16 protein-coding genes are annotated in these 20005 nt (G+C 71.8%); 5 read left to right on the plus strand and 11 right to left on the minus strand.

All coding sequences use genetic code 11. The features are described from left to right. Positions 1-17: 17 nt before the first annotated feature. The 4 genes from EV384_RS13675 to EV384_RS13690 all read right to left on the minus strand — a co-directional run bounded on the left by EV384_RS13675 (position 18) and on the right by EV384_RS13690 (position 3557). Positions 18-656, minus strand: coding sequence for a GAP family protein (locus tag EV384_RS13675; protein ID WP_130333509.1), 639 nt, complete (start codon positions 654-656; stop codon positions 18-20). Positions 657-865: 209 nt separating this feature from the next. Next, positions 866-1666 (minus strand): alpha/beta fold hydrolase, encoded by an 801-nt coding sequence (locus EV384_RS13680; protein ID WP_242624038.1) that lies wholly within the window; start codon positions 1664-1666, stop codon positions 866-868. Between the two features lie 104 nt (positions 1667-1770). Beyond that, positions 1771-2733 carry a TIGR03557 family F420-dependent LLM class oxidoreductase gene (locus EV384_RS13685; protein WP_130333513.1) on the minus strand — a complete coding sequence of 321 codons (963 nt, stop codon included), beginning with the start codon at positions 2731-2733 and terminating at the stop codon, positions 1771-1773. Between the two features lie 89 nt (positions 2734-2822). Beyond that, positions 2823-3557: a DUF4386 domain-containing protein gene (locus tag EV384_RS13690; RefSeq protein WP_130333515.1), complete on the minus strand. Its 735-nt coding sequence runs from the start codon at positions 3555-3557 to the stop codon at positions 2823-2825. A 127-nt stretch (positions 3558-3684) separates the two neighbouring features. Here EV384_RS13690 and EV384_RS13695 point away from each other — a divergent pair, with 127 nt between their 5' ends. After that, the gene (locus tag EV384_RS13695; protein ID WP_130333517.1) at positions 3685-4371 is read left to right on the plus strand and encodes a TetR/AcrR family transcriptional regulator; all 687 of its coding nucleotides are present in this window, start codon (positions 3685-3687) and stop codon (positions 4369-4371) included. Between the two features lie 61 nt (positions 4372-4432). Here the strand turns inward: EV384_RS13695 and EV384_RS13700 are convergent, their stop codons facing one another. From EV384_RS13700 to EV384_RS13715, 4 genes are read right to left on the minus strand one after another with little or no spacing between them, the layout of a single operon-like run. After that, a complete protein-coding gene (locus tag EV384_RS13700) occupies positions 4433-6643 on the minus strand; it encodes an alpha-galactosidase (protein ID WP_130333519.1) in 2211 nt (736 codons plus the stop codon). Then, the gene (locus EV384_RS13705) at positions 6640-7551 is read right to left on the minus strand and encodes a carbohydrate ABC transporter permease (protein WP_130333521.1); all 912 of its coding nucleotides are present in this window, start codon (positions 7549-7551) and stop codon (positions 6640-6642) included. The genes EV384_RS13700 and EV384_RS13705 overlap by 4 nt, the downstream gene beginning before the upstream one ends. Continuing rightward, positions 7548-8504 carry a carbohydrate ABC transporter permease gene (locus EV384_RS13710; RefSeq protein WP_130333523.1) on the minus strand — a complete coding sequence of 319 codons (957 nt, stop codon included), beginning with the start codon at positions 8502-8504 and terminating at the stop codon, positions 7548-7550. The genes EV384_RS13705 and EV384_RS13710 overlap by 4 nt, the downstream gene beginning before the upstream one ends. Before the next feature lie 21 nt (positions 8505-8525). Then, positions 8526-9854 carry an ABC transporter substrate-binding protein gene (locus EV384_RS13715; RefSeq protein ID WP_130333525.1) on the minus strand — a complete coding sequence of 443 codons (1329 nt, stop codon included), beginning with the start codon at positions 9852-9854 and terminating at the stop codon, positions 8526-8528. Between the two features lie 279 nt (positions 9855-10133). On the opposite strand from EV384_RS13715, the gene EV384_RS13720 reads away from it, so the two are divergent. The 3 genes from EV384_RS13720 (at position 10134) to EV384_RS13730 (ending at position 14065) form a co-directional block, all read left to right on the plus strand. Beyond that, complete coding sequence (locus tag EV384_RS13720; RefSeq protein ID WP_130333527.1) at positions 10134-12206, plus strand: beta-galactosidase; 2073 nt, start codon at positions 10134-10136, stop codon at positions 12204-12206. A 38-nt stretch (positions 12207-12244) separates the two neighbouring features. Beyond that, positions 12245-13021, plus strand: coding sequence for a DeoR/GlpR family DNA-binding transcription regulator (locus EV384_RS13725; RefSeq protein ID WP_130333529.1), 777 nt, complete (start codon positions 12245-12247; stop codon positions 13019-13021). A 96-nt stretch (positions 13022-13117) separates the two neighbouring features. Beyond that, positions 13118-14065, plus strand: a complete 948-nt coding sequence (locus EV384_RS13730) for a sporulation protein (RefSeq protein WP_130333531.1) — start codon at positions 13118-13120, stop codon at positions 14063-14065. Between the two features lie 66 nt (positions 14066-14131). Here EV384_RS13730 and EV384_RS13735 read toward each other — a convergent pair whose 3' ends face one another. Both EV384_RS13735 and EV384_RS35930 read right to left on the minus strand, forming a co-directional pair. Then, positions 14132-14503 carry a hypothetical protein gene (locus EV384_RS13735; protein ID WP_130333533.1) on the minus strand — a complete coding sequence of 124 codons (372 nt, stop codon included), beginning with the start codon at positions 14501-14503 and terminating at the stop codon, positions 14132-14134. A 175-nt stretch (positions 14504-14678) separates the two neighbouring features. Beyond that, positions 14679-16721, minus strand: coding sequence for a glycerophosphodiester phosphodiesterase family protein (locus EV384_RS35930; RefSeq protein ID WP_242624039.1), 2043 nt, complete (start codon positions 16719-16721; stop codon positions 14679-14681). A 186-nt stretch (positions 16722-16907) separates the two neighbouring features. Here EV384_RS35930 and EV384_RS13750 point away from each other — a divergent pair, with 186 nt between their 5' ends. Next, positions 16908-17330, plus strand: a complete 423-nt coding sequence (locus EV384_RS13750) for a hypothetical protein (RefSeq protein ID WP_130333537.1) — start codon at positions 16908-16910, stop codon at positions 17328-17330. Positions 17331-17454: 124 nt separating this feature from the next. Here the strand turns inward: EV384_RS13750 and EV384_RS13755 are convergent, their stop codons facing one another. Next, positions 17455-19674, minus strand: coding sequence for a HelD family protein (locus EV384_RS13755; protein ID WP_207232592.1), 2220 nt, complete (start codon positions 19672-19674; stop codon positions 17455-17457). Between the last annotated feature and the right edge of the window lie 331 nt (positions 19675-20005).

Consider the following 20005-nt stretch of genomic DNA (forward strand, 5'->3'; position numbering starts at 1 on the left):
CCCCGATCCGGGCGTGGTCACTTCGCCAGGTCCGAGACCACGATCGCGACGAAGATCAGGGTGACCAGCTCGCTGATCACCCAGGAGTGCGTGTTCGCCCAGTCGCGCACCTTCGGCAGGGCGACCGTGGCGCGGTGGCCGAGGAGCAGCAGCGCCAGCAGCGGCAGGGCCAGCAGCAGCATGGTGAGCACCAGGAACGGCAGCAGGTGCCACCACGGCCGGTCGTGCCCGGCCAGGGAGCCCGCGACGGAGGCCATGATGGCCTCATCGGTCGGCATGGCGGCGATGAGCAGCAGGCCGAGCCCGAACGCGAGGCGCGGCCGGGGATCCTCCAGCTTCCTCATCCAGGACGGCGGCTCGCGGTGCCCGCGCCGCAGGAAGATGCCCACCATCACCGCCAGCAGCACCGCCAGCACGATCCAGTCGACGAGGTGCCGGCTGCCGCTGTCCGGGTCCTCGCCGCCGGCCGTGTGCTTCACGGCCCGAAAGACGAGGTACCAGACGGTCAGGGCGAGGCCGGTGCCGAGCGCCGCGCCCGCCAGGTAGGCCACCGAGCTGCGCCGCGGGTCCCGGCTGGCGGCCAGAAACACCGCGCTGATCAGCTGGGGCCCGGCGACCATGACGAAGGCCAGCGGCAGGACGGTCAGCAGGTTCATCCGATACGCCTCCTCGACCCATTCTGGGTCATGGCGGAGGCGCGTCCGCGGTTTTCCCCCGGGCCGGCCGGGGCGCCGGCGCGGGTCAGAGCAGCAGGTTGAGCAGTACGGTCAGGACGACCGAGGCGAGGACCGAGAAGAGGATCATCAGCAGGCAGCCGAGGCCCCCGCCGAGGGGACGGATCTCGGTGTTGCCGATACGCATGACGTCAACCTTTCAGGGCGGGGGCGAGCAGGGCGCGGATCGCGTCGGCGACCTGCGCCGGGGCGGTGGTGGCGACGTTGTGCGCGGCGGCCGGCACGGTCACCGTGCGGGCGGTGGGGACGAGCCGGGCGACCTCCTCCCGCCAGGCCGGCGGGGCGATCGTGTCCCGGGCGCCGGCCAGCACGAGCGTCGGCGCGGCGATCCGCACCAGGTCCGCCTCGATCGCGTTGCGGACCGAGTGGGACAGCGAGGCGTACACCCGCCAGGGGCGGGCGTCCCGCACGTCCCGGAGCAGGACCGGCAGCTGCGCCGGGGCTTCCCGCAGGGTGTCCACCAGCCACCGGCCGAACTGGCCGCGCCGGGACCGGGCCGCCGGGTCGCTGGTCGGACCGGCCAGCACCAGGGCGCGCACCAGGTCGGGCCGGTCGGCGGTGAGCCGGGCGGCGACCTCGGCGCCGAACGAGTGCCCGAGCAGGCAGACCGGCCCCAGACTGTACGCGGAGAGCCAGGCGGCCAGGTGCGCGGCGTGCCGGGACACGTCGTACGCGGCGCCGGGGCGTTCGGTCAGCCCGAAGCCGGGCAGGTCCGGGACGTACACCGGATGGGTGGCCGACAGGGTCAGCGCGAGCGGGGTGAGGTAGCGGTGCGAGACGGCGAGGCCGTGCACCAGCACCACGGGCGGCGCGCCGGCCCCCGGATCGGCCGACCGCCGGGTGTGCGTCCGCAGCCCGTCGACGAGCCGGAACTCACTGGTCAGGCCGGCGACCGGCCGGGGCGCCGCCAGCGCGAGCCGCAGCTCGGCCACCCGGAACCGCCCCGGCGGCGACACCTTCCGGAAGGCCGCCGCCCCGAAGCGCGTCGCATCGAAGCCGGCGGCTCCGGAGCCTGCCGGCCTGGACCGCGTCAGGCTCACAGCTCGCGCAAGCCCGGCAGCAGCTGCTCCTGCGCCCAGTCCAGGAACATCGGCTGGGTCTCGCCGCCCACCTGCACGATCGCCACGTGGGTGAAGCCCGCGTCGACGAACTTCTTGAACGCCTCGACGTGCTTGTCCACGTCCGGGCCGCAGGGGATGCCCTCGGCGACGTCCTCCTCACGGACGAACTGGGTGGCGGCGGCGAACGACTCGGGGCCGGGCAGGTCGGCGTTGACCTTCCAGCCCATGCCGAACCAGCGGAACTGGTCGTGCACGAGCTTGCGGCACTCGGCCTCGTCCGGGCCGTAGCAGATCGCGACCTGGCCGAAGCGGGGCTGGCCCGCGCCACCCGCGTCGTCGTACATCTGAATGAGGTGCGCGTCGGGCTCCGTGGCGACCAGGCCGTTGCCGTACTCGGCGGCGAGGGTGGCGGACTGGCGGCCGGAGGCGGCGATCGCCATCGGCACCGGGCGGTCCGGCCGGTCCCAGAGGTACGCGTCGGGGACGTCGAAGTGGTTGCCGGAGAAGGTCAGCGTCTCGCCGTTGAGCAGCGGCCGGATGATCTGGAGGGCCTCCTCGAACATCTCGTGCCGCTGCTGCACGTGCGGCCAGCCGCCGACCACGTGCTCGTTGAGGTTCTCCCCGGCGCCGAGGCCGAGGGTGAACCGGCCGTCCGAGAGGACGCCGATGGTGCCGGCCTTCTGCGCGACCACGGCCGGGTGGTAGCGGCGGATCGGGCAGGTCACGAAGGACATCAGCTCGGCCCGGCTGGTGGCGTGCGCGACGGCCCCGAGCACCGACCAGGCGTACGGGGAGTGGCCCTGGGAGTCCAGCCACGGGTAGTAGTGGTCGGACATCACCAGCTGGTCGAAGCCGGCCGCCTCGGCGCGTACCGCGTAGTCGACCAGCTGCTTCGGGCCGGTCTGCTCGCACATCAGGGTGTAGCCGACCTTGACCATGTGGTTCTCCTTCCGGGCAGATCGTCACCGGATACCCCGCCGACCGGCGGTCAACCCTGGTGTCCGCTTCCCCGCCGCCCTTCATCGTCTTACGCTGATACCTGCGCCGCCGGGAGTCGGGCGGCGGGCGGTGGAGACGTGCGGTGCGGTAGGGGGGACGGCCTGAATCCCTTGAGGATGAGGTACGCGGCGAGGCTGACCTCCCAGGCGAACACGGGAAGCGCGGCGATCGAGCCCCACGGGGAGAGCTGGTCGTAGCGGCCGAACAGCACGGCGGTCGCCGAGGCGCAGATGAGCGGGCCGCCGACGAGTCCCAGCACGGCGATGATCCGCGGTACGAGCTCCGACCGGTACATCAGCCAGGCGAGCAGCAGGCTGTTCGCGCCCAGCACGACGTTGGGGCCGAGCAGGAAGGCCCATTCGTGAATGGCGACGAGCACCCTGCCGGCGGTGACGAGTGAAGGTTCGTCCGTGCCCGGGGCTGTTCCGAGGTCCTGTCGCAGCGTCACGACCGACAGCACGCTGATGACGCCGACGGCGATGAGAGCGGCTTCGAGCAGGCGACCGCAGACGTAGCCGAGGGCGAGGCCGGGGTGCTGGCTCTTGACGACGGGATACAGCGTGACCGCGGTGCCGATGACGGCGGCGACGAGGATCAGCTCGAAGAGTCCGCCCAGCAGCACGCGGCCGTCGGCGCCGGCCCCGACGATGTAGCTGGCGTCGCTCAGGACCGGCTGGTACAGCACCAGCCCCGCGATTGCGGCGATCTCCGTGATCAGGAAGAAGACGCCCGCGGCAACCGCGGTTCTCCTCGTCGAACCCATGTCCACTCCCTCGTTCGCGCACCGCCGGTGTACGCCGTACACCTGATAGCCGGGAACGCTAGGTGTACGATGTACACCTGTCAAGGGCAGGAACCGGTCAGCAGCGGTCGCAGCGGAAGGGTGATCGATGTCCCACGAGGCGGATGCCACCCGCCGCGCCCCGCTGAGCAGAGCCCGGGTGCTGCTCGCCGCCGTCGCTCTCGCCGACGACGCCGGGATCGACGCACTCAGCATGCGCAAGCTCTCCCGAGAGCTCGGCGTCGTGCCGATGGCGCTGTACAAGCACGTCGCGAACAAGGATGAACTCCTTGACGGCATGGTCGACGTCGTCGTCGGCGAGATCGACCCGCCGGATCCCGACGTCGACTGGAAGACCGCGGTCCGGCAGCGAATCCTCTCGGCACGGCGAGCGCTCCTGCGTCACCCGTGGGCTTCGCGCGCGATCGAGTCGCGCACCACCCCGACGCCGGTTGTGCTGGAGTACCTGGATTCGATGATCGGGATGTTCCGGGCCGGCGGATTCTCCGTCGATCTCACGCATCACGTGATGCACGCGCTGGGCAGCCGTGCCCTCGGGTTCAGCCAGGAACTCTTCGACGAACCGCAGAGCCCGGACCCGCAGGTGCGGGCGGCCGGGCTCCGTGAGATGTCAGCCCGGTACCCCCACCTCGTGGAGGTCGCGGCGAGGGTGGACCACGACGAGGAGTCCGTGGTCGGTCCGGGCTGTGACGACCAGTTCGAGTTCGAGTTCGCGCTCGACCTCCTCCTGGACGGGTTCGATCGGCTCCGGCGACGGGGGTGGAGCTCCACGTGACCGACGCCGGCTTCGGGTGCGGTTCTCGTCGTCCCAGCGACAACAACCGCACCCGAACTGGTCAGTCGACGGCGGTGAGCTCCAGCAGGAACGCCTGCTCGGGGTGCAGGGCCGGCATCTGGAGGCCGACCGCGCCCAGCACCGCCCCGCTCAGCGTCACCCCACCGCCGGCCAGCCAGCCCGGCTCGCTCAGCTGGAGCACCGCCGGCTCCGGCACCCCGGCCGCCGGCCGGACCGCGTACCGCCGGTGCGGGTCCAGTCCGGGAAGGCGTACGGCGCCGGGGATCTGGGCGACCGAGGTGGTCAGCCGGGAGACCGCGTACACCGCGTGGGAGCCGTCGTGGGCGACCACGCCGTGCGCCTGGACGGCCGGGTCCGGGTGGTCGACCCGGACCACCCGGCCGGCGTGCAGCAGCGGGCGGAGCCGCTTGTGCAGCGCGACCCAGGCGGCCAGCTCGGCCCGCTCCGACGCGGAGACGGCGCTGATGTCCCACTCGATGCCGTGGTGGCCGAAGAGCGCGGTGGCCGCGCGGAAGCCCAGGTCGTGCACCCGGTGGGTGGTGTGCGAGCGGTCCGGTCCGATGTGGGTGCCGACCAACTCGGGCGGGAGCAGCAGCCCGGTCCAGCGCTGGATCGACAGCCGCTCCAGGGCGTCGTTGCAGTCGCTGGCCCAGACCCGGTCGGTGCGGCGCAGGATCTCCAGGTCGACCCGGGCGCCGCCGGAGGAGCAGCTCTCGATCTCCACGCCCGGGTGCCGGGCGCGCAGCTCGTCCAGCAGCCGGTAGACCGCGAGCGTCTGCGCGTGCACCCCGGGCCGGCCCTGGTGCCCGGCCTCGGTGAGGTCGCGGTTGTGGTCCCACTTCAGGTACGCGATGCCCTGATGCCCGCTCAGCACCGCGTCCAGCCGCCCGAGCAGGTGCCCGTACGCCTCCGGGTGGGCGAGGTCGAGCACCTGCTGGTGGCGCCACTCGGGCGGCAGCCGCCCGGGCACCTGGAGCAGCCAGTCGGGGTGGGCGCGGAACAGGTCGGAGTCGGGGTTGACCATCTCCGGCTCGACCCAGAGCCCGAACTGCATCCCGTGCTTGCGGACGTGGTCGATGAGCGGTTGCAGGCCGTCCGGCCAGACGTCGTCGTCGACCCACCAGTCGCCGAGGCCGGCCCGGTCGTGCCGGCGGCCCCGGAACCAGCCGTCGTCGAGGACGAAGCGTTCCACGCCCACCTCGGCGGCCCGGTCGGCGAGGCTGGTCAGCCGGTCCAGGTCGTGGTCGAAGTAGACCGCCTCCCAGACGTTGAGGGTGACCGGCCGGGGGGTGCGCGGGTGCGCGGGGCGGGCGCGCAAATGGGTGTGCAGCACGTCGCTGAGCCCGTCGAGCCCGGCGGTCGAGTGGACGGCGTAGAGCAAGGGAGTGCCGTACTCCTCGCCGGGGGCGAGCATGATCTCGCCGGGGGCGAGCAGCTCGCCACCGGCCAGGGTGGACTCGCCGGTGGGGCGGCGTTCGGCGACGGTGACGTGGTCGCCGCTCCACGCGGTGTGCACCGCCCAGACCTCGCCGTGGCCGAAGCCGAAGCCGGCCGTGCCGGCGACCAGCAGCAGCGTCGCGTCGTGTCCGGTCCGCCCGTGCCGGCCCTCCCGCACCCAGGCGCCCATCGGCCACGGGTGCCGCTGCGGCGCGCGTTCCCGGCACCAGCGGCCGGTCAGGTCGAGCAGCTCGGTGGCGACCGCCGGCACCGGCAGCACCGGGGTCAGCTCCCGCACCTCGTAGGGGGCGTCGCCGTCGTTGCGCAGCCGGTGCCGGACCGTCAGCAGGCCGTGCGCGTCCAGCGCGATCTCGATGGTCAGCGACAGCGCCGCGCCCGGGTCCGCCGCCCGCACGGTCACCCGCGCCGCGCTGGGCCCGTCGTGCACACCGTCCTCCTCGGATACGACCACCGCGCCCTCGCCCGGCGCCACGCGGCCCAGGTCCGGGCCGACGTCGGACACGTCGAGCCGGTCGAGGCGGAAGGCGGTCGACCAGTCCCGCCCGTTCCGGTGGCCGGCGAGACCCGGCCGCCCGCTCCAGCCGGCGCTCGCCTCGGGCAGCAGGGAGAGCACGGTGGGCGCGTCGAAGCTGCTCGGCACCACCGGTGGGATGGTGGCGTCGACCAGGGCCGCCAGGTCGTCGGCGGGCAGCGGTCCGAGGTCGGCGCCCCAGTGCACGACCCGGGGCAGCCCGGGGCCGCGCGCGTCGAGCACCAGGCTGGTCCGCGCGCGGCGCAGGTGGACGATGGTCATCCCTTGCTGGCTCCCAGGGTGAGGCCCCGGACGAACTGCTTCTGCAACAGGAAGAAGATCACCAGGGTGGGGATGGCGACCAGCACCGAGCCGGCCGAGACCAGGTTGTTGTCGGTGAAGAACTCGCCGCGCAGGTTGTTCAGCGAGCTGGTCACCGGGAACTTGTCGCCGGTGCGCATGAGCACGGTGGCCCAGAAGAACTCGTTGTAGATCCAGGTCACCTCCAGGGTGGCCAGCGCGGCCAGGGCCGGCCGGCAGAGCGGCATGGTCACCTGCCAGTACTGCCGCCAGACGCTCGCCCCGTCGACCATCGCCGCCTCGTACAGCTCGTGCGGCAGGGCCTTCATGTAGTTGCTCAGCACGAAGACGCAGAACCCGCACTGGAAGGCGACGTTGACCAGGATCAGCCCCCAGTAGCTGTCGTACAGCAGCTCGGAGTCGCTCATGAACTCCGGCAGCGGCACCTGGGTGAAGAGCCGGAACAGCGGGATGAGCAGCGCCTGCTGCGGCAGCAGGTTCGCCGCGGTGAAGAGCCCGAGCAGGACGATGTTGAGTTTCCAGCTGAACCGGGCGATCACGAACGCAACGCAGGAGGCGAGGAATAGCGTGAGCAGCACCGCCGGCACGGTGATGTAGACCGAGTTGAGGAAGTGCTTGCCGAACTCGGCGGTCTGCCAGGCGGTGATGTAGTTGTCGAAGGTCCAACCGCCGAACGAGACGTACCCGTGGGCGGCGGTGTACTGGTAGGACCGCAGCGAGGTCAGCACCGCCCAGAGGATCGGGAAGAGCCAGCCGACGGCCACCGCGGCCAGGAAGAGGTGCAGGACCACCCGGGCGGGCCGCAGTGGCCGGCGGCGTCCGGCCGGGGCGGCGGCCGCCGGCTCACGGGTCAGGGTCGCGGTGCTCATCTCCGGTCCTCCCGCATCACGGTGGTCAGGTAGAGGGCAATGAAGACCAGGGAGACCACCAGCATGATGGTCGCCAGCGCGGAGCCGAAGCCGATCCGGCTGGCCTCGCCGACCACGTTGGAGGTGACCAGCGCGGAGATCAACTCGAGCCCGTTGCGACCCTTGTTGATGACCCAGACCAGGTCGAACGCGCGCAGCGACTCGATCACCGTCACCACCAGCACGATGATGTTGATCGGCCGCATCACCGGGAAGACCACCCGGAAGAAGGTGCTCGCCTCCGAGGAGCCGTCCACCGCGGCGGCCTCTCGCAGCGACGGGTCGACGCCCTTCAGCCCCGCCAGGTAGAGCAGCATGATGTAGCCGACGTGCCGCCACCCGGCGGCGAAGAGCACCGCCCAGATGTTGACGTTGGGGTCGCCGTACCAGTCGGTGTCGGTGCCCAGCACCGCGTTGAGCAGGCCCTCGTCGCGGGAATAGATGAGCTGCCAGACGAAGCCGATCAGCGCCAGCGAGAGCACCACCGGCAGGTAGAGCGCGGTCTGGTAGAACCGGCTCCCGCGCAGCTCCTTGTCCAGCAGCACGGCGAGGAACATGCCGAACGGCGTCGCCACCACGAAGAGCGCGGCCAACCAGAGCAGGTTGTTCTGCACCGCTGGCACGAACGGCGGGTAGATGTTCACCACGTCGTCGTAGTTCTTCAGACCGACCCAGTCGATCTCGCCGAACGGGCCGATGCCGTCCCAGTCGGTGCCGGAGAGCAGCACGGTGGCCAGGGCGGGCAGCCAGACCAGAGCGGTGACGAGCAGCAGGGGTACGAGCACCATCAGCGTGATCACCACGCGGTCGGTGCGGGACAGGAGCCGTAGCCGGCGGCCACGACCACCCGTGGAGGTGGTCGTGGCCGGCGGCGGCACGGCGCGATCCGCTTGGATCAGGGGCAGGTCGGACACGATGTCCTCCCCCTCTCGCCGTCAGCTGGTGAAGATCGACTTCTTCTGGTTCTCGATGCTGGTGAGCAGCCCGCTGATGTCCTTCGGGTTCTTGATGAACTGCTGCAACGCCGGGATGATCACCGTCGAGGCGAAGTCCGGCCGGGTGTCCCGGTCGAGGAACTGGGCGATCTCGGTGGCCGAGCCGACCAGTTCGGCGGCCTTCTTCTGCAGCGCGGTGTAGCCGCTGGTGTCCGCGCCGGTGTTGGCGACCAGGGTGCTGGGGTCGTTCTTCACCGTGATGTTCGCGGCGTCCTTCGAGCCGACGTACTCCAGCAGCTTCTTCGCGTTGGCCTCGGACTTCGGCTTGCGGGCCATCATGTAGCCGTCGATCGGCGCGTCCAGGGCCTTCGCCCCGATCGCCGGGTCGATCTCGGGGAAGGTGAAGAAGTCCAGGTCGTCCTGCTCGTCGTTGCTGAACTGCTGGGCGACGAAGAGGCCGAGCAGGTACATGCCGCTCTTCTTCTGCTGCAACGACTGGGCGGCTTCCTGCCAGGTCCGGCCGAGGGCGTCCGGCTGGTGGATCGGCAGCAGCCCGGCCCAGGTGTCGAAGACCTTCTTCACCTTGTCGGAGGTCCACGCCTCCTTGCCGGCCATCAGGTCCACGTGGAACTGGTAGCCGTTGATCCGCAGGTTGAGGATGTCGAAGGTGCCCATCGCCGGCCAGCCGTCCTTGTCGGCAAAGGCGATCGGCGCGAGGCCGTCCTTCTTCATCTGGGCGCCGAGGGTGTTCAGCTCGTCGAGGTTCTTCGGCACCTGGTAGCCGTGCTGCTGCCAGACCGACTTGCGGTAGAAGACCGCCCACGGGTAGTACGACGCCGGGACGAAGTACTGCTTGCCGTCGTCGCCGGTGGACGCCTTCTTGAACGCGTCGGAGTAGCCGGAGAGCTTGCCCCAGACGTCGCTGACGTCGCCGGCCAGCCCCTTGGCGGCGAAGAACCGCATCCGGTAGCCGGCGAACCACATGAACACGTCGTCCGGCTTGCCCTGCAGGTAGTTGTTGATGTTCTCCTGGAACGTGTTGTGGTCGACCGTGTTGACCGCCGGCTGGATGCCGGACGCGGTCTGGAAGCCAGCCATCACCTTGGCGATGACGTCCTTCGGCTTCGGGTCCGACTGGTTGGAGCCCACCGAGACCGTCTTGGAGTCCGACCCGGAGTCCGAGTCGGAGCCGCAGCCGGCGAGCAGTCCCGTGCCGAGCAGCGCGCCGGTGCCGGCCGCGCCGGCCAGCAGCGAGCGGCGGTTCAGGCCGGCGACGGACGGGGGTACGAGTCGGGCGAGGTACTCGGCTTGCGATCGGGGACGGGACATTGTTCCTCCTGCGTGGAAGAGGTGCGCTGCGCCCAAGGGCCGTGACGGGTAGCGGGGATCGGTGTTCGCGCCGGCAGTATTAGATCCACCGTGAATCCACATGTCCGAACACAAACAGCCGGTGGCTCGTCAAGTTACCCCTCCGTACGTGACTGTCAAGAGGGTCGACGGTCACTGATAACCCAGTTGTGACACGGCTGAGACGAAGTAAACGTTGGAATTTCTGTCGATGTTGGAAAGTGTTGACTTGGGTGCCGTCGAGGTGCACGCTCTGCTCTCATGCGGAGCTGGCACGGCGAGGGCATCTGGTACGGAGCGGACTTCAACCCGGAGCAGTGGCCCGAGCAGACCTGGGTCGAGGACGTCGCGCTGATGCGCCGGGCCGGGGTCAACCTGGTCTCGGTCGGCATCTTCTCCTGGGCCCTGCTGGAGCCCGCTCCCGGCGAGTTCGACTTCGGTTGGCTCGACCGCGCCCTTGACGTCCTGCACGGCGGCGGGATCAACGTCGACCTCGCTACCGCCACCGCCAGCCCACCACCGTGGCTGGCCCACCGGTACCCGGAGACGCTGCCCCGACGGGCCGACGGCGCGATCCTCTGGCCCGGCGGCCGGCAGGCGTACTGCCCCAGCTCGCCGGTCTTCCGGGAGCGGTCGCTGGCCCTGGTCGAGGCGGTCGCCCGCCGCTACGCCGAGCACCCGGCCGTCGTGATGTGGCACGTCTCCAACGAGCTGGGCTGCCACAACGTGCATTGCTACTGCGACGTCAGCGCCGAGGCGTTCCGCCGCTGGCTGCGCGACCGGTACGGCGACCTGGCCGCGCTCAACGCCGCCTGGGGCACCGCCTTCTGGAGCCAGCGCTACCACGACTGGGCCGAGATCAACCCGCCGCGGACCGCGCCGACCTTCGCGAACCCCACCCAGCAGCTCGACTTCCTGCGCTTCTCCTCTGACGAGCAGCGGGCCCAGCTGCGCGCCGAGCGGGAGGTGCTGAAGCGGTTGGCCCCGCAGCCGGTCACCACCAACTTCATGATCGGCACCGGGATCAAGTACCTGGACTACCACTCCTGGGCGTCCGACGTGGACGTGGTCGCCAACGACCACTACCTGACCGCCGCCGACCCGGAGGCGCACGTCGGGCTGGCGCTCGCCGCCGACCACACCCGCGGCGTCGCCGGCGGCGACCCGTGGCTGCTGATGGAGCACTCCACCAGCGCGGTCAACTGGCAGCCGCGCAACGTCGCCAAGACCCCCGGCCAGCTGCGCCGCAACAGCCTCGCGCACGTGGCGCGCGGCGCCGACGGGGTGCTCTTCTTCCAGTGGCGGGCCTCCCGGGCAGGTGCCGAGAAGTTCCACTCCGCGCTGGTCCCGCACGCCGGCCCGGAGACCAAGGTGTTCCGCGAGGTCTGCCGGCTCGGCGCCGACCTCAGGGCCCTCGCCGAGGTACGCGGCAGCCGCGTCGACGCCGACGTGGCGATCCTCTTCGACTACGAGGCCTGGTGGGGCGCGGAGCTCGACTCCCACCCCAGCGTCGACGTCACGTACGCCGACCGGCTCGCCGCCCTGCACGGCGCGCTCTGGCGGGCCGGGGTCACCGCCGACGTGGTGCACCCGTCCACCGACCTCTCCGGCTACCGGCTGGTCCTGGTCCCCACCCTGTACCTGGTCCACGACGCCGACGCCGAGGCGCTGCGCCGGTACGTCGAGGCGGGCGGGACCGCGCTGGTCACCTACTTCAGCGGCATCGTCGACGAGCACGACCACATCCGGCTCGGCGGCTACCCCGGCGCGTTCCGGGAGCTGCTCGGCATCCGCACCGAGGAGTTCTTCCCGCTCCGCGCGGGGGAGCGGGTCCGCCTCGACGACGGCGCCACCGCCGACGTGTGGACCGAGTGGCTGCACCCGGAGGGGGCGGAGGTGCTCGCGTCGTACGCCGACGGGCCGCTGCCCGGCGTGCCCGCGCTGACCCGGCACCCCGCCGGCGCCGGCGCCGCCTGGTACGTCGGCACCCGGCTCGACGAGGCGGCCACCGACCGTCTCGTGGCCCGGCTGCTCGCCGAGTCCGGCGTCCGCCCACCGGTGCCCGCCCCGGCCGGCGTCGAGGTGGTCCGCCGCCGCGACGCCGACCGGAGCTGGCTCTTCGTCATCAACCACACCGACGCCGAAGCCCGGCTCGCCGTCACCGGCACCGAGCTGCTCGACGCCGCCCGCTGCGACGGCGAGCTGGTCGTACCGGCCGGGGAGGTGGCCGTGGTCCGCGAGGAGGCCGCCACCGACCGGCCGATCGCCGCCGGGTCCACGGCCGGCGTCCCGACGGCGGAGCCGCCGGTGGACCGGGCCGCCGAGCCGGCTTGAGCCCGTCTACCGTTCCCCGTGCGCCCGAAGGAGGTCCCATGCTCGCCCAGCAACGGCAGAGCGCCATCCTGGAGCTGATCCGGCAGCGCGGCGGCGTGCGGGTCAGCCACCTGGTCAGTCGCTTCGGGGTGTCGGACATGACGATCCGGCGGGACCTGGAGGTGCTCGCCGAGCGGGGGCTGGTCGACAAGGTCCACGGCGGGGCGACCCTGGCCGGTCCGGGGTCCGCCGAGGAACCCGGCTTCGCCGCGAAGTCGATCCGCCAGCAGGCCGAGAAGCGGGCCATCGCCGAACGGGCCGCCGCGATGGTCGAACCAGGCATGGCGATCGCCCTCTCCGCCGGCACCACCACCGCCGCCCTCGCCGCCCGGCTCGCCGACGTCCGCGGGCTGACCGTGGTGACCAACTCGATCCCGGTCGCCGACGCGCTCTACCAGGACCCGCGCGCCGACCAGACCGTGGTGCTGACCGGTGGCATCCGTACCCCGTCGGACGCGCTGACCGGGCCGGTGGCCGAGGCGGCGATCGCCGCCCTCAACGTCGACCTGCTCTTCCTCGGCGTGCACGGGATGAGCCCGCGGACCGGGTTCACCACCCCCAACCTGCTGGAGGCGGCGGTCAACCGGCGGCTGATCAGCTCCGCCCGGCGGCTGGTGGTGCTCGCCGACCACACCAAGTGGGAGACGATCGGCATCGCCACCATCGCCCCGCTCGAGGACGCCGACATGTTGATCAGCGACGGGAAGCTGCCGCCGGAGGGGCGCCGCCAGATCGGCGAGCAGGTCGGCGAGCTGATTGTCGTCGAGGCGGACTGAGCGCGTTCACAGCCACTTCACAGCGCCTCGCGTTAGGGTTCCCTCAGCAATGCCTCCGACGTTCCATGGTGGAGCGCCGTCCCGCGGGAGTGACCGATGGTCTTCAAGAAGATGTTGAGCGCGTTCGGCGTGGGCGGCCCCAGCGTCGACACCGTGCTGGCCAACCCGAACACCCGACCCGGGCTCACCCTCGACGGGCACGTGAACCTCGTCGGCGGGGACGCGCCGGCCAGCATCGAGCAGATCACCGTCGGCCTGGTCACCCGGGTCGAGATCGAGGGCGGCGACTCCGAGTACGCCGGCATCATGGAGTTCCACCGGATGGCGGTGAGCGGGCCGCTGGAGCTGGCCCCGAAGCAGCAGCTCGCCATCCCGTTCCAGCTGCCGGTGCCGTGGGAGACCCCGGTCACCGACGTGTACGGCCAGCGCCTGCACGGCATGACGATGGGGCTGCGCACCGAGCTGGCGGTTGCCCGGGCGGTGGACAAGAGCGACCTGGACCACGTGGCGGTGCACCCGCTGCCGATCCACGAGCGGATCCTCGACGCCTTCCAGGCGCTCGGCTTCCGCTTCAAGCACGCCGACCTGGAGCGCGGCCACATCCGTGGCGTGCAGCAGACGCTGCCGTTCTACCAGGAGATCGAGTTCTTCGCCGCGCCGCAGTACGCCCGGACGGTCACCGAGGTCGAGCTGACCTTCGTCACCAGCCAGCGGGGCGTCGAGGTGATCCTGGAGTGCGACAAGCGCGGCGGCTTCCTCAGCGCCGGTCACGACGTCGTCGGCCGGTACGCCGTCCCGCACGCCGACGCCGACCGGACCGACTGGGTCCAGGTGGTCGACGGCTGGCTGCGCGAGACCACCTCCCGCTACGGCAACCAGCGCGCCCACGGCTTCGGCGCGCCGCACGGCCACGGCCGGGGGCACGGGATGGGCGGCGTGGTGGCGGGCACCGCGCTCGGCGTCGCCGGCGGTCTCGTCGCCGGCGAGCTGATCGGGGACGCCTTCGAGGGCGACTTCGGTGACTTCGGCGGTGACTTCGAGTAGGACGACCGACGACGGTGGCCCCGGGAAAAACTCCCGGGGCCGCCGTCGCTCTCAGGTGTCGCTCACTCAATGCCGAGCCTTGCGCTCTTCTGCGCTGCGCCAGCCGCTACCGGCCTTGGCCAGACCGCGGCTACCCAGGTAACCGATGGTCAGCAGCGTGATGAAGAACCAGGCCTGGTTGGCGCGGAAGATGTCCACCCCGACCGAGTTCTTGCCCGCCAACTGCGAAGCGACCAGCACGGCGGCCACGGCCGCGATGTAGACCCAGAACTCGGTGGTCCGCAGCGACGGCTTGGTTTCCGTCCCGGGCGCCTGCACCGGAATCCGCTGTCCGTCCTGCATCATCATCGGAGCGATGGGTGCTTCCTGCACCGCCGCCCGGCCGGGTGCCTCCTGCGGCCGATTCATCGGCCTGGTGGATGCAGCCTGCGTGCTCATCTTTCCTCCTGGATGCGATGAGTCGTTCCGTGCACTCCCTCGCCCCGCTACCGCTTCTCGGCCACGGCGCGGTTCGCGTTCATGGCGGGGACAGGCTGCGTCTACCCGACGAGCCGGCGAGATAACACCGGTCCGTCGCCCGACGCCGCCTCTCCGGGGCCCCGCTGTGGTCGGCTCAGCGCAGGCCGTTACGAATGGCGACGGAGATCAGCAGATCCGGGTCATCGGTGATGATCCCGTCCACGCCGAGGTCGATGACCCGCTGCATCACCGCCGCGTCGTCGACGGTGTACGGCACCACGGTCAGCCCGTACCGACGCTGGAGGGTGCGGACGTCCGGTCCGTGGAAGTATGCCGGGTTCTCCCGCAGGTACCAGTCGGCCGAGGCCACCGTGCCCTGCGCCGGGTCGTGCACCTGCCAGTTCGCCGACACCGTGGTCGCGCCCGACCGCCGGACCAGCTCACCCAGGTCCCGGTGCTGCCACCAGTCCAGGCCGGCCGTCCACGGGCTCCGCACCGACGGGTCGTCGTAGACCGCGCGCAGCGAGCACTCGTCGGCGAGGCTGACGCACTCGGCCGGACCGTACTGCCAGACCAGGGCGACCGTGTCGATGCGCGGGTTCAGCCGGTGGGCGTACCGGATGGTGCGCCAGTCGAAGGACTGGATGGTGGCGCGCCGGGTGATGCCGGCCCGCTCGATCGCGTCGACCAGCTTGCGGGTGAAACTCGGGTACGGCTCGGTGTCCGCCACCAGCGGGCTGATCTTCGTCTCGATGTTCATCCGGACGTCGTCCCGGCCGCTCGCCCTCACCAGCGCGAAGACCTCGTCGAGGGTGGGGATCCGGGCGCCCGGCACGGCCACCTGGGCGGGGAACTCGGGCAGCGTCTTCGACCCGCAGTCGACGGTCTTCAGCTGGGCCAGGGTCAGCTCGTGCACCAGCTTGCCCACGTACGGGTAATTCGGGTCGCCGGGCCGCACCGGGGCGGTGTCGACGCAGTGCGAGCCGTTGACCGCCCGGTCGTGCAGCACCACCAGGTGCCCGTCGGCGGTCACCCCGGTGTCGAGTTCCAGCGTCGAGATGGCCGGGTTCTCCAGCGCGTGCGCGAACGCGGGCAGGGTGTTCTCCGGCCGGGTGGACCGGCCGCCCCGGTGGGCCTGGATGTCGAACGGCGACGCGTACGCCCGGGGGAGCCGGTAGCCGCGCTCGGTGAGCAGCCCGCGCAGCCGGTCCGGGTAGTCGGTGATGATGCCGTCCACACCGTCGTCGATCAGCTTCGCCATGGTCGGCACGTCGTCCACCGTCCACGGGATCACCTTGATGCCGTTGCGGTGTGCGTGCGCCACCATCTCCTTCGTCACGTACGGCCGGTAGCCGGGGTCGGTCACCTTGCCGTCCTGCGGGAAGCCGTGCACCGGGGAGAACGCGGACGCGCCGAAGCTGCGGATCGCCGCGATCGGGTCGCCGTCGAAGTCGTCGATGTCCAGCCCGCCGAGCCACGGCGAGGCGCCGGGCCGGCCGACCTGGAGGAAGTCGTAGTTGGTCAGCGCCACCAGCGGCAGCAGCGGCTCGACCTGGTGCATCCGGATCAGCGAGCCCCAGTCGAAGCTCTGGACGGTCACCTGCTTCAGCAGCCCGGAGTCGCGGATCTCCCGCGCGGTGACCTGCACGAACTGTTCGCGCGGGGCGGTCTCGGTCGGCGCGCCGGCCTCCACCTTGGTCTCCACGTTGAGCTTCACGTCGTCCGCGCTATAGCGCTTGACCAGCGCGAAGACCTCCCGCAGCAGCGGCATCCGGGCGCCGGGCACGGCGAGCTGCCCGGGCTTGTCGGGCAGGGTCTTCGACCCGCAGTCCAGGGTGCGCACCTGGGCCAGGGTGAGCGTGTTGACGTACTTCCCGACGTACGGGAACTCCGGGTCACCCGGGGTCACTGGTGCGGTGTCGACGCACTTGGCGCCGCTGACCTTCCGGTCGTGGGTGACCACGGCCTGTCCGTCCTCGGTGATCTGGACGTCCAGTTCGAGGGTGCTCACCCCGAGCTGGAGGGCGTTGCCGAACGAGGCGAGGGTGCTCTCCACCCGTAGTCCGAGGCCACCGCGGTGGGCCTGCAGGTCGAAGGTCCGGCCCGGCGGAGGGGTCGCCCCGGCGGGGGCCGGGAGGCCGGTGGTCACGGTCGCCGCCACGAGGGCGGCGATGGCGGTACGGCGTACGGCTCGCACGCTGTCTTCCCTTCGGGGGCGGGCGGTTCCCGCCAACCCGCGGGTCAGCATGGGCAGTCGGGACGGCGGGCGGGCGAGCGGCGGAAGTCGGCCGGGTGAACCCCGGGGGACGACCGGCGTCCGGGGGTTTGGCCGGCCGGTCCACGGGCACGCAGAACGATCCAAGACAGCTGCGAGGTGGTTGACGTGCGTGAGGACGACATGCGACAGGATGCCGCCCGCCGGGCCGAGGAACGGGTCGCCGGCGGCGTGTACGGCGAGGGCGCGCTCGACGAGGTCACCGTGCCGCAGACCGACGTGCTGCGGGTCATCCAGGACGAGGACCCCGATGACCCGGCGCACGCCCCGGTCGACCCGACCGTGCTGCGGGACGGCGGCCCCACCCGCGGGCAGGGGGCGATCACGACGACCGGCGGCACCGCCGGCCCGGCCAGCGCCCGGCGGGTGGCGCGGCAGCCGGAGCGGCACCCGGGCGAGGTCGCCCCGACCACCACCGGGGACGCCACCACCGGCGGGATGAGCACCCCGAGCGGCGGCTCCACCAGCGACAAGTCGAGCACCGCCGCCCAGGTCGGCAACTTCACGGACGAGGGAGCCAACCCGGGCTAGTCGGAGCACTTCCCACGTGCCGCAAGTGGCCTCCCGGCCAACGTTTGTGGACACGGCACTAGCTCATGGATCGCGCACGATCGCCGATCCCGTGCGTCCCGCCGTGGTGAGGGGACGGGACCGGTCAGGCGGGGCGGAGGACGCCGAGGCGCTGGGTCGCGCGGGTGAGGGCGACGTAGAGGTCGCTGTGCCCGCGCGGCGACTCGGCCACGATCCGCTCCGGGTCCACCACCAGCACCGAGTCGAACTCCAGCCCCTTGGCCTGGCCGACGGTCAGCACCACCACCCGGTTCTCCAGCTCCGGCTGCTCGCCGACCGCGGCCTCCGGCAGCGCGGCGGTGACCGCGGCACCCAGCTCGTCCACCCGACCGGTCGGCACGATCACGCCGAGCCGCCCGTCGGCGAGCCCGGCCGCCTCCCGGGTGGCCGCCTCGACGAGTTCGGCGGCGAGCCGGTCCGGGTCGACGGTGCGGTCCCACGGCGGCACCCCGCTGGCGCGGACCGAGCGGGGCGGGCGGAGCGCGGGGTCGATCTCGGCGAGCACGTCGGCGGCGACGGCCATGATCTCGGCCGGGGTGCGGTAGCTGACGGTCAGCTCCTCCAGCCGCCAGCGCCGGGCCACGTACGGCTCCAGCGCCTCCTGCCAGGAGGGGGTGCCGGAGAGCGCGCCGGTCTGCGCGACATCCCCGACGATCGTCATCGACCGGCTGGGGCAGCGGCGCATCAGCAGCCGCCAGGCCATCGGTGACAGCTCCTGCGCCTCGTCGACGATGACGTGCCCGAACGCCCAGCTCCGGTCGACGGCGGCCCGCTGCGCGGTGGTCAGCCGCTCGGACTCCTCCTGCCGCTCGAGCAGCCGGTCGGCGTCGATCAGGTCGGTGACGCCGAGGATCTCGCCGCCGTCCGCCTCGTCCTCGACGTCGATGGAGCGGGAACCGCGGGCGATCTCGAGCACGCCCTCGGCGTACTCCCGTTCCATCGACCGGATCCGCTCCCGGCGGGCCGCCGCGGCGCGCTCGTCCTCGCCCAGCAGCTCGGCCGCCTCGTCGAGCAGCGGCACGTCCGCCGGGGTCCAGCCGCCCGGCTCCCGGTGCAGCGATGCCCGCTCCACCGAGGTGAGCATCGGCGCGGCGGTGGCGATCCGGTCGGGCGAGGCGTACAGGTCGGCGAGCAGCCGCTGCGGGGTGAGCACCGGCCAGAGCTCGTCCAGCGCGGCCCGTACCTCGGGCTCCTCGCGCAGCTCGCGGCGGATCTCGGCCAGGTCGGCCTCGGAGAGCAGGTTCTCCCCGCCCAGCGGGTCGGCGCCGATCCGCTCGGCGACCTGAGCGGCGAGCGCGTGCACGATCTCGATGTCGAAGAGCGCCCGGGCCAGGTTGTGCGGACGGCCGGAGCGGCGGGCCCGGTCCCGGGCCTGCAGCACTGTCTCCGGGTCGAGCGTGAGGACCTCCCGCTGCGGCAGCTCGATCTCCAGCGGCTCGTCGGGCACCCACTGCCGGTCGCGAACGGCGGCGGCGAGCACCTCGGTCATCACCGCCCGGCCCTTGAGCGCCGCCGTCTCCGCCGGCTCGGTCCGCCGGGCGCTCACGCCGGGGAAGAGGTTCGCCTGGGTACGCAGCAGCACGCCCGTCTCGGCCAGCGCCGGCAGCACCTGGGAGATGTAGCGCAGGAAGGTGGCGTTCGGCCCGACCAGCAGCACGCCCCGGCTGGCGAGCTGCTGTCGGTGGGTGTAGAGCAGGTACGCGGCCCGGTGCAGCGCGACCGCGGTCTTGCCGGTGCCCGGACCGCCCTGGACGACCAGCACCCCGGGCAGGTCGGCCCGGATGATGGTGTCCTGCTCGGCCTGGATGGTCTCCACGATGTCGCGCATCCGGCCGGTCCGGCCGGTGTTGAGCGCGGCGAGCAGCGAGGCCTCACCGGTCAGCTCCTCGTGCGCGGTGGGGGAGGCGGTGGCGAGGTCGAGCACCTCGTCGTTGAGCCCGGTCACCTTCCGCTCCCGGGTGCGCAGGTGCCGCCGCCGGCGTACGCCGTGCGGGTTCGCCGCGGTGGCCAGGTAGAACGCCCGGGCGGCGGGTGCCCGCCAGTCCATCAGCAGCGGGTCGTAGTCGCCGCCGGTGTCGAAGATGCCGATCCGGCCGATGTAGCGGGCCGCGCCGTCGTCGCCGTCGAGGCGACCGAAGCAGAGGCCGGTCTCCACCGCCGAGTACTGCTCGACCTGGTCGGCGTACATCTGGACGGCGGAGTCGCGCTGGGAGCGGGCCTGCAACGTGCCGCCGGTGGTACGCAGTTCCTCGGCGAGCCGGCGGGCCGCCTGGTCCCGCATGCCGTCCAGCCGGCCGTAGAGCATCGAGACGTACTCCTGCTCACGACCGATCTCGTCGTCCTGGTGTAGCTCACCGGTGGAGTGCGTTGACAAGCCGGCTCCTCATGGGCTAAAATCGGCACAAGGAATGGCCTGTGCGGCCGTTCCTTTTTGTGTTTGAACTGAGAAAGATACCGCGCGGCGAGCCGCCGGACCAAGCCTGCCCGGCCGCCCCCGCCCCCGCCCACGTCACACCTCCGCGCCGTCGGCTCCCGCGACGGCTGTCCACGCGTCGTCGTGTCGAGGATCCCGCAGCATCTCAGCCGGTCCCGGTGGCTCGGGCGGAGGCTACGATCTTTCCGGGACCGAAGGTGGT

This window comes from Micromonospora kangleipakensis, assembly GCF_004217615.1.
Classification (GTDB): domain Bacteria; phylum Actinomycetota; class Actinomycetes; order Mycobacteriales; family Micromonosporaceae; genus Micromonospora; species Micromonospora kangleipakensis.

Coding starts and splice junctions, on each gene's coding strand:
- EV384_RS13675 (WP_130333509.1), bottom strand. CDS start 656: ATGAACCTGCTGACCGTCCTGCCGCTGGCCTTCGTCATGGTCGCCGGG.
- EV384_RS13685 (WP_130333513.1), bottom strand. CDS start 2,733: ATGGTCAAGGTCGGCTACACCCTGATGTGCGAGCAGACCGGCCCGAAG.
- EV384_RS13690 (WP_130333515.1), bottom strand. CDS start 3,557: ATGGGTTCGACGAGGAGAACCGCGGTTGCCGCGGGCGTCTTCTTCCTG.
- EV384_RS13695 (WP_130333517.1), top strand. CDS start 3,685: ATGTCCCACGAGGCGGATGCCACCCGCCGCGCCCCGCTGAGCAGAGCC.
- EV384_RS13700 (WP_130333519.1), bottom strand. CDS start 6,643: ATGACCATCGTCCACCTGCGCCGCGCGCGGACCAGCCTGGTGCTCGAC.
- EV384_RS13705 (WP_130333521.1), bottom strand. CDS start 7,551: ATGAGCACCGCGACCCTGACCCGTGAGCCGGCGGCCGCCGCCCCGGCC.
- EV384_RS13715 (WP_130333525.1), bottom strand. CDS start 9,854: ATGTCCCGTCCCCGATCGCAAGCCGAGTACCTCGCCCGACTCGTACCC.
- EV384_RS13720 (WP_130333527.1), top strand. CDS start 10,134: ATGCGGAGCTGGCACGGCGAGGGCATCTGGTACGGAGCGGACTTCAAC.
- EV384_RS13725 (WP_130333529.1), top strand. CDS start 12,245: ATGCTCGCCCAGCAACGGCAGAGCGCCATCCTGGAGCTGATCCGGCAG.
- EV384_RS13730 (WP_130333531.1), top strand. CDS start 13,118: ATGGTCTTCAAGAAGATGTTGAGCGCGTTCGGCGTGGGCGGCCCCAGC.
- EV384_RS13735 (WP_130333533.1), bottom strand. CDS start 14,503: ATGAGCACGCAGGCTGCATCCACCAGGCCGATGAATCGGCCGCAGGAG.
- EV384_RS13755 (WP_207232592.1), bottom strand. CDS start 19,674: ATGCTCTACGGCCGGCTGGACGGCATGCGGGACCAGGCGGCCCGCCGG.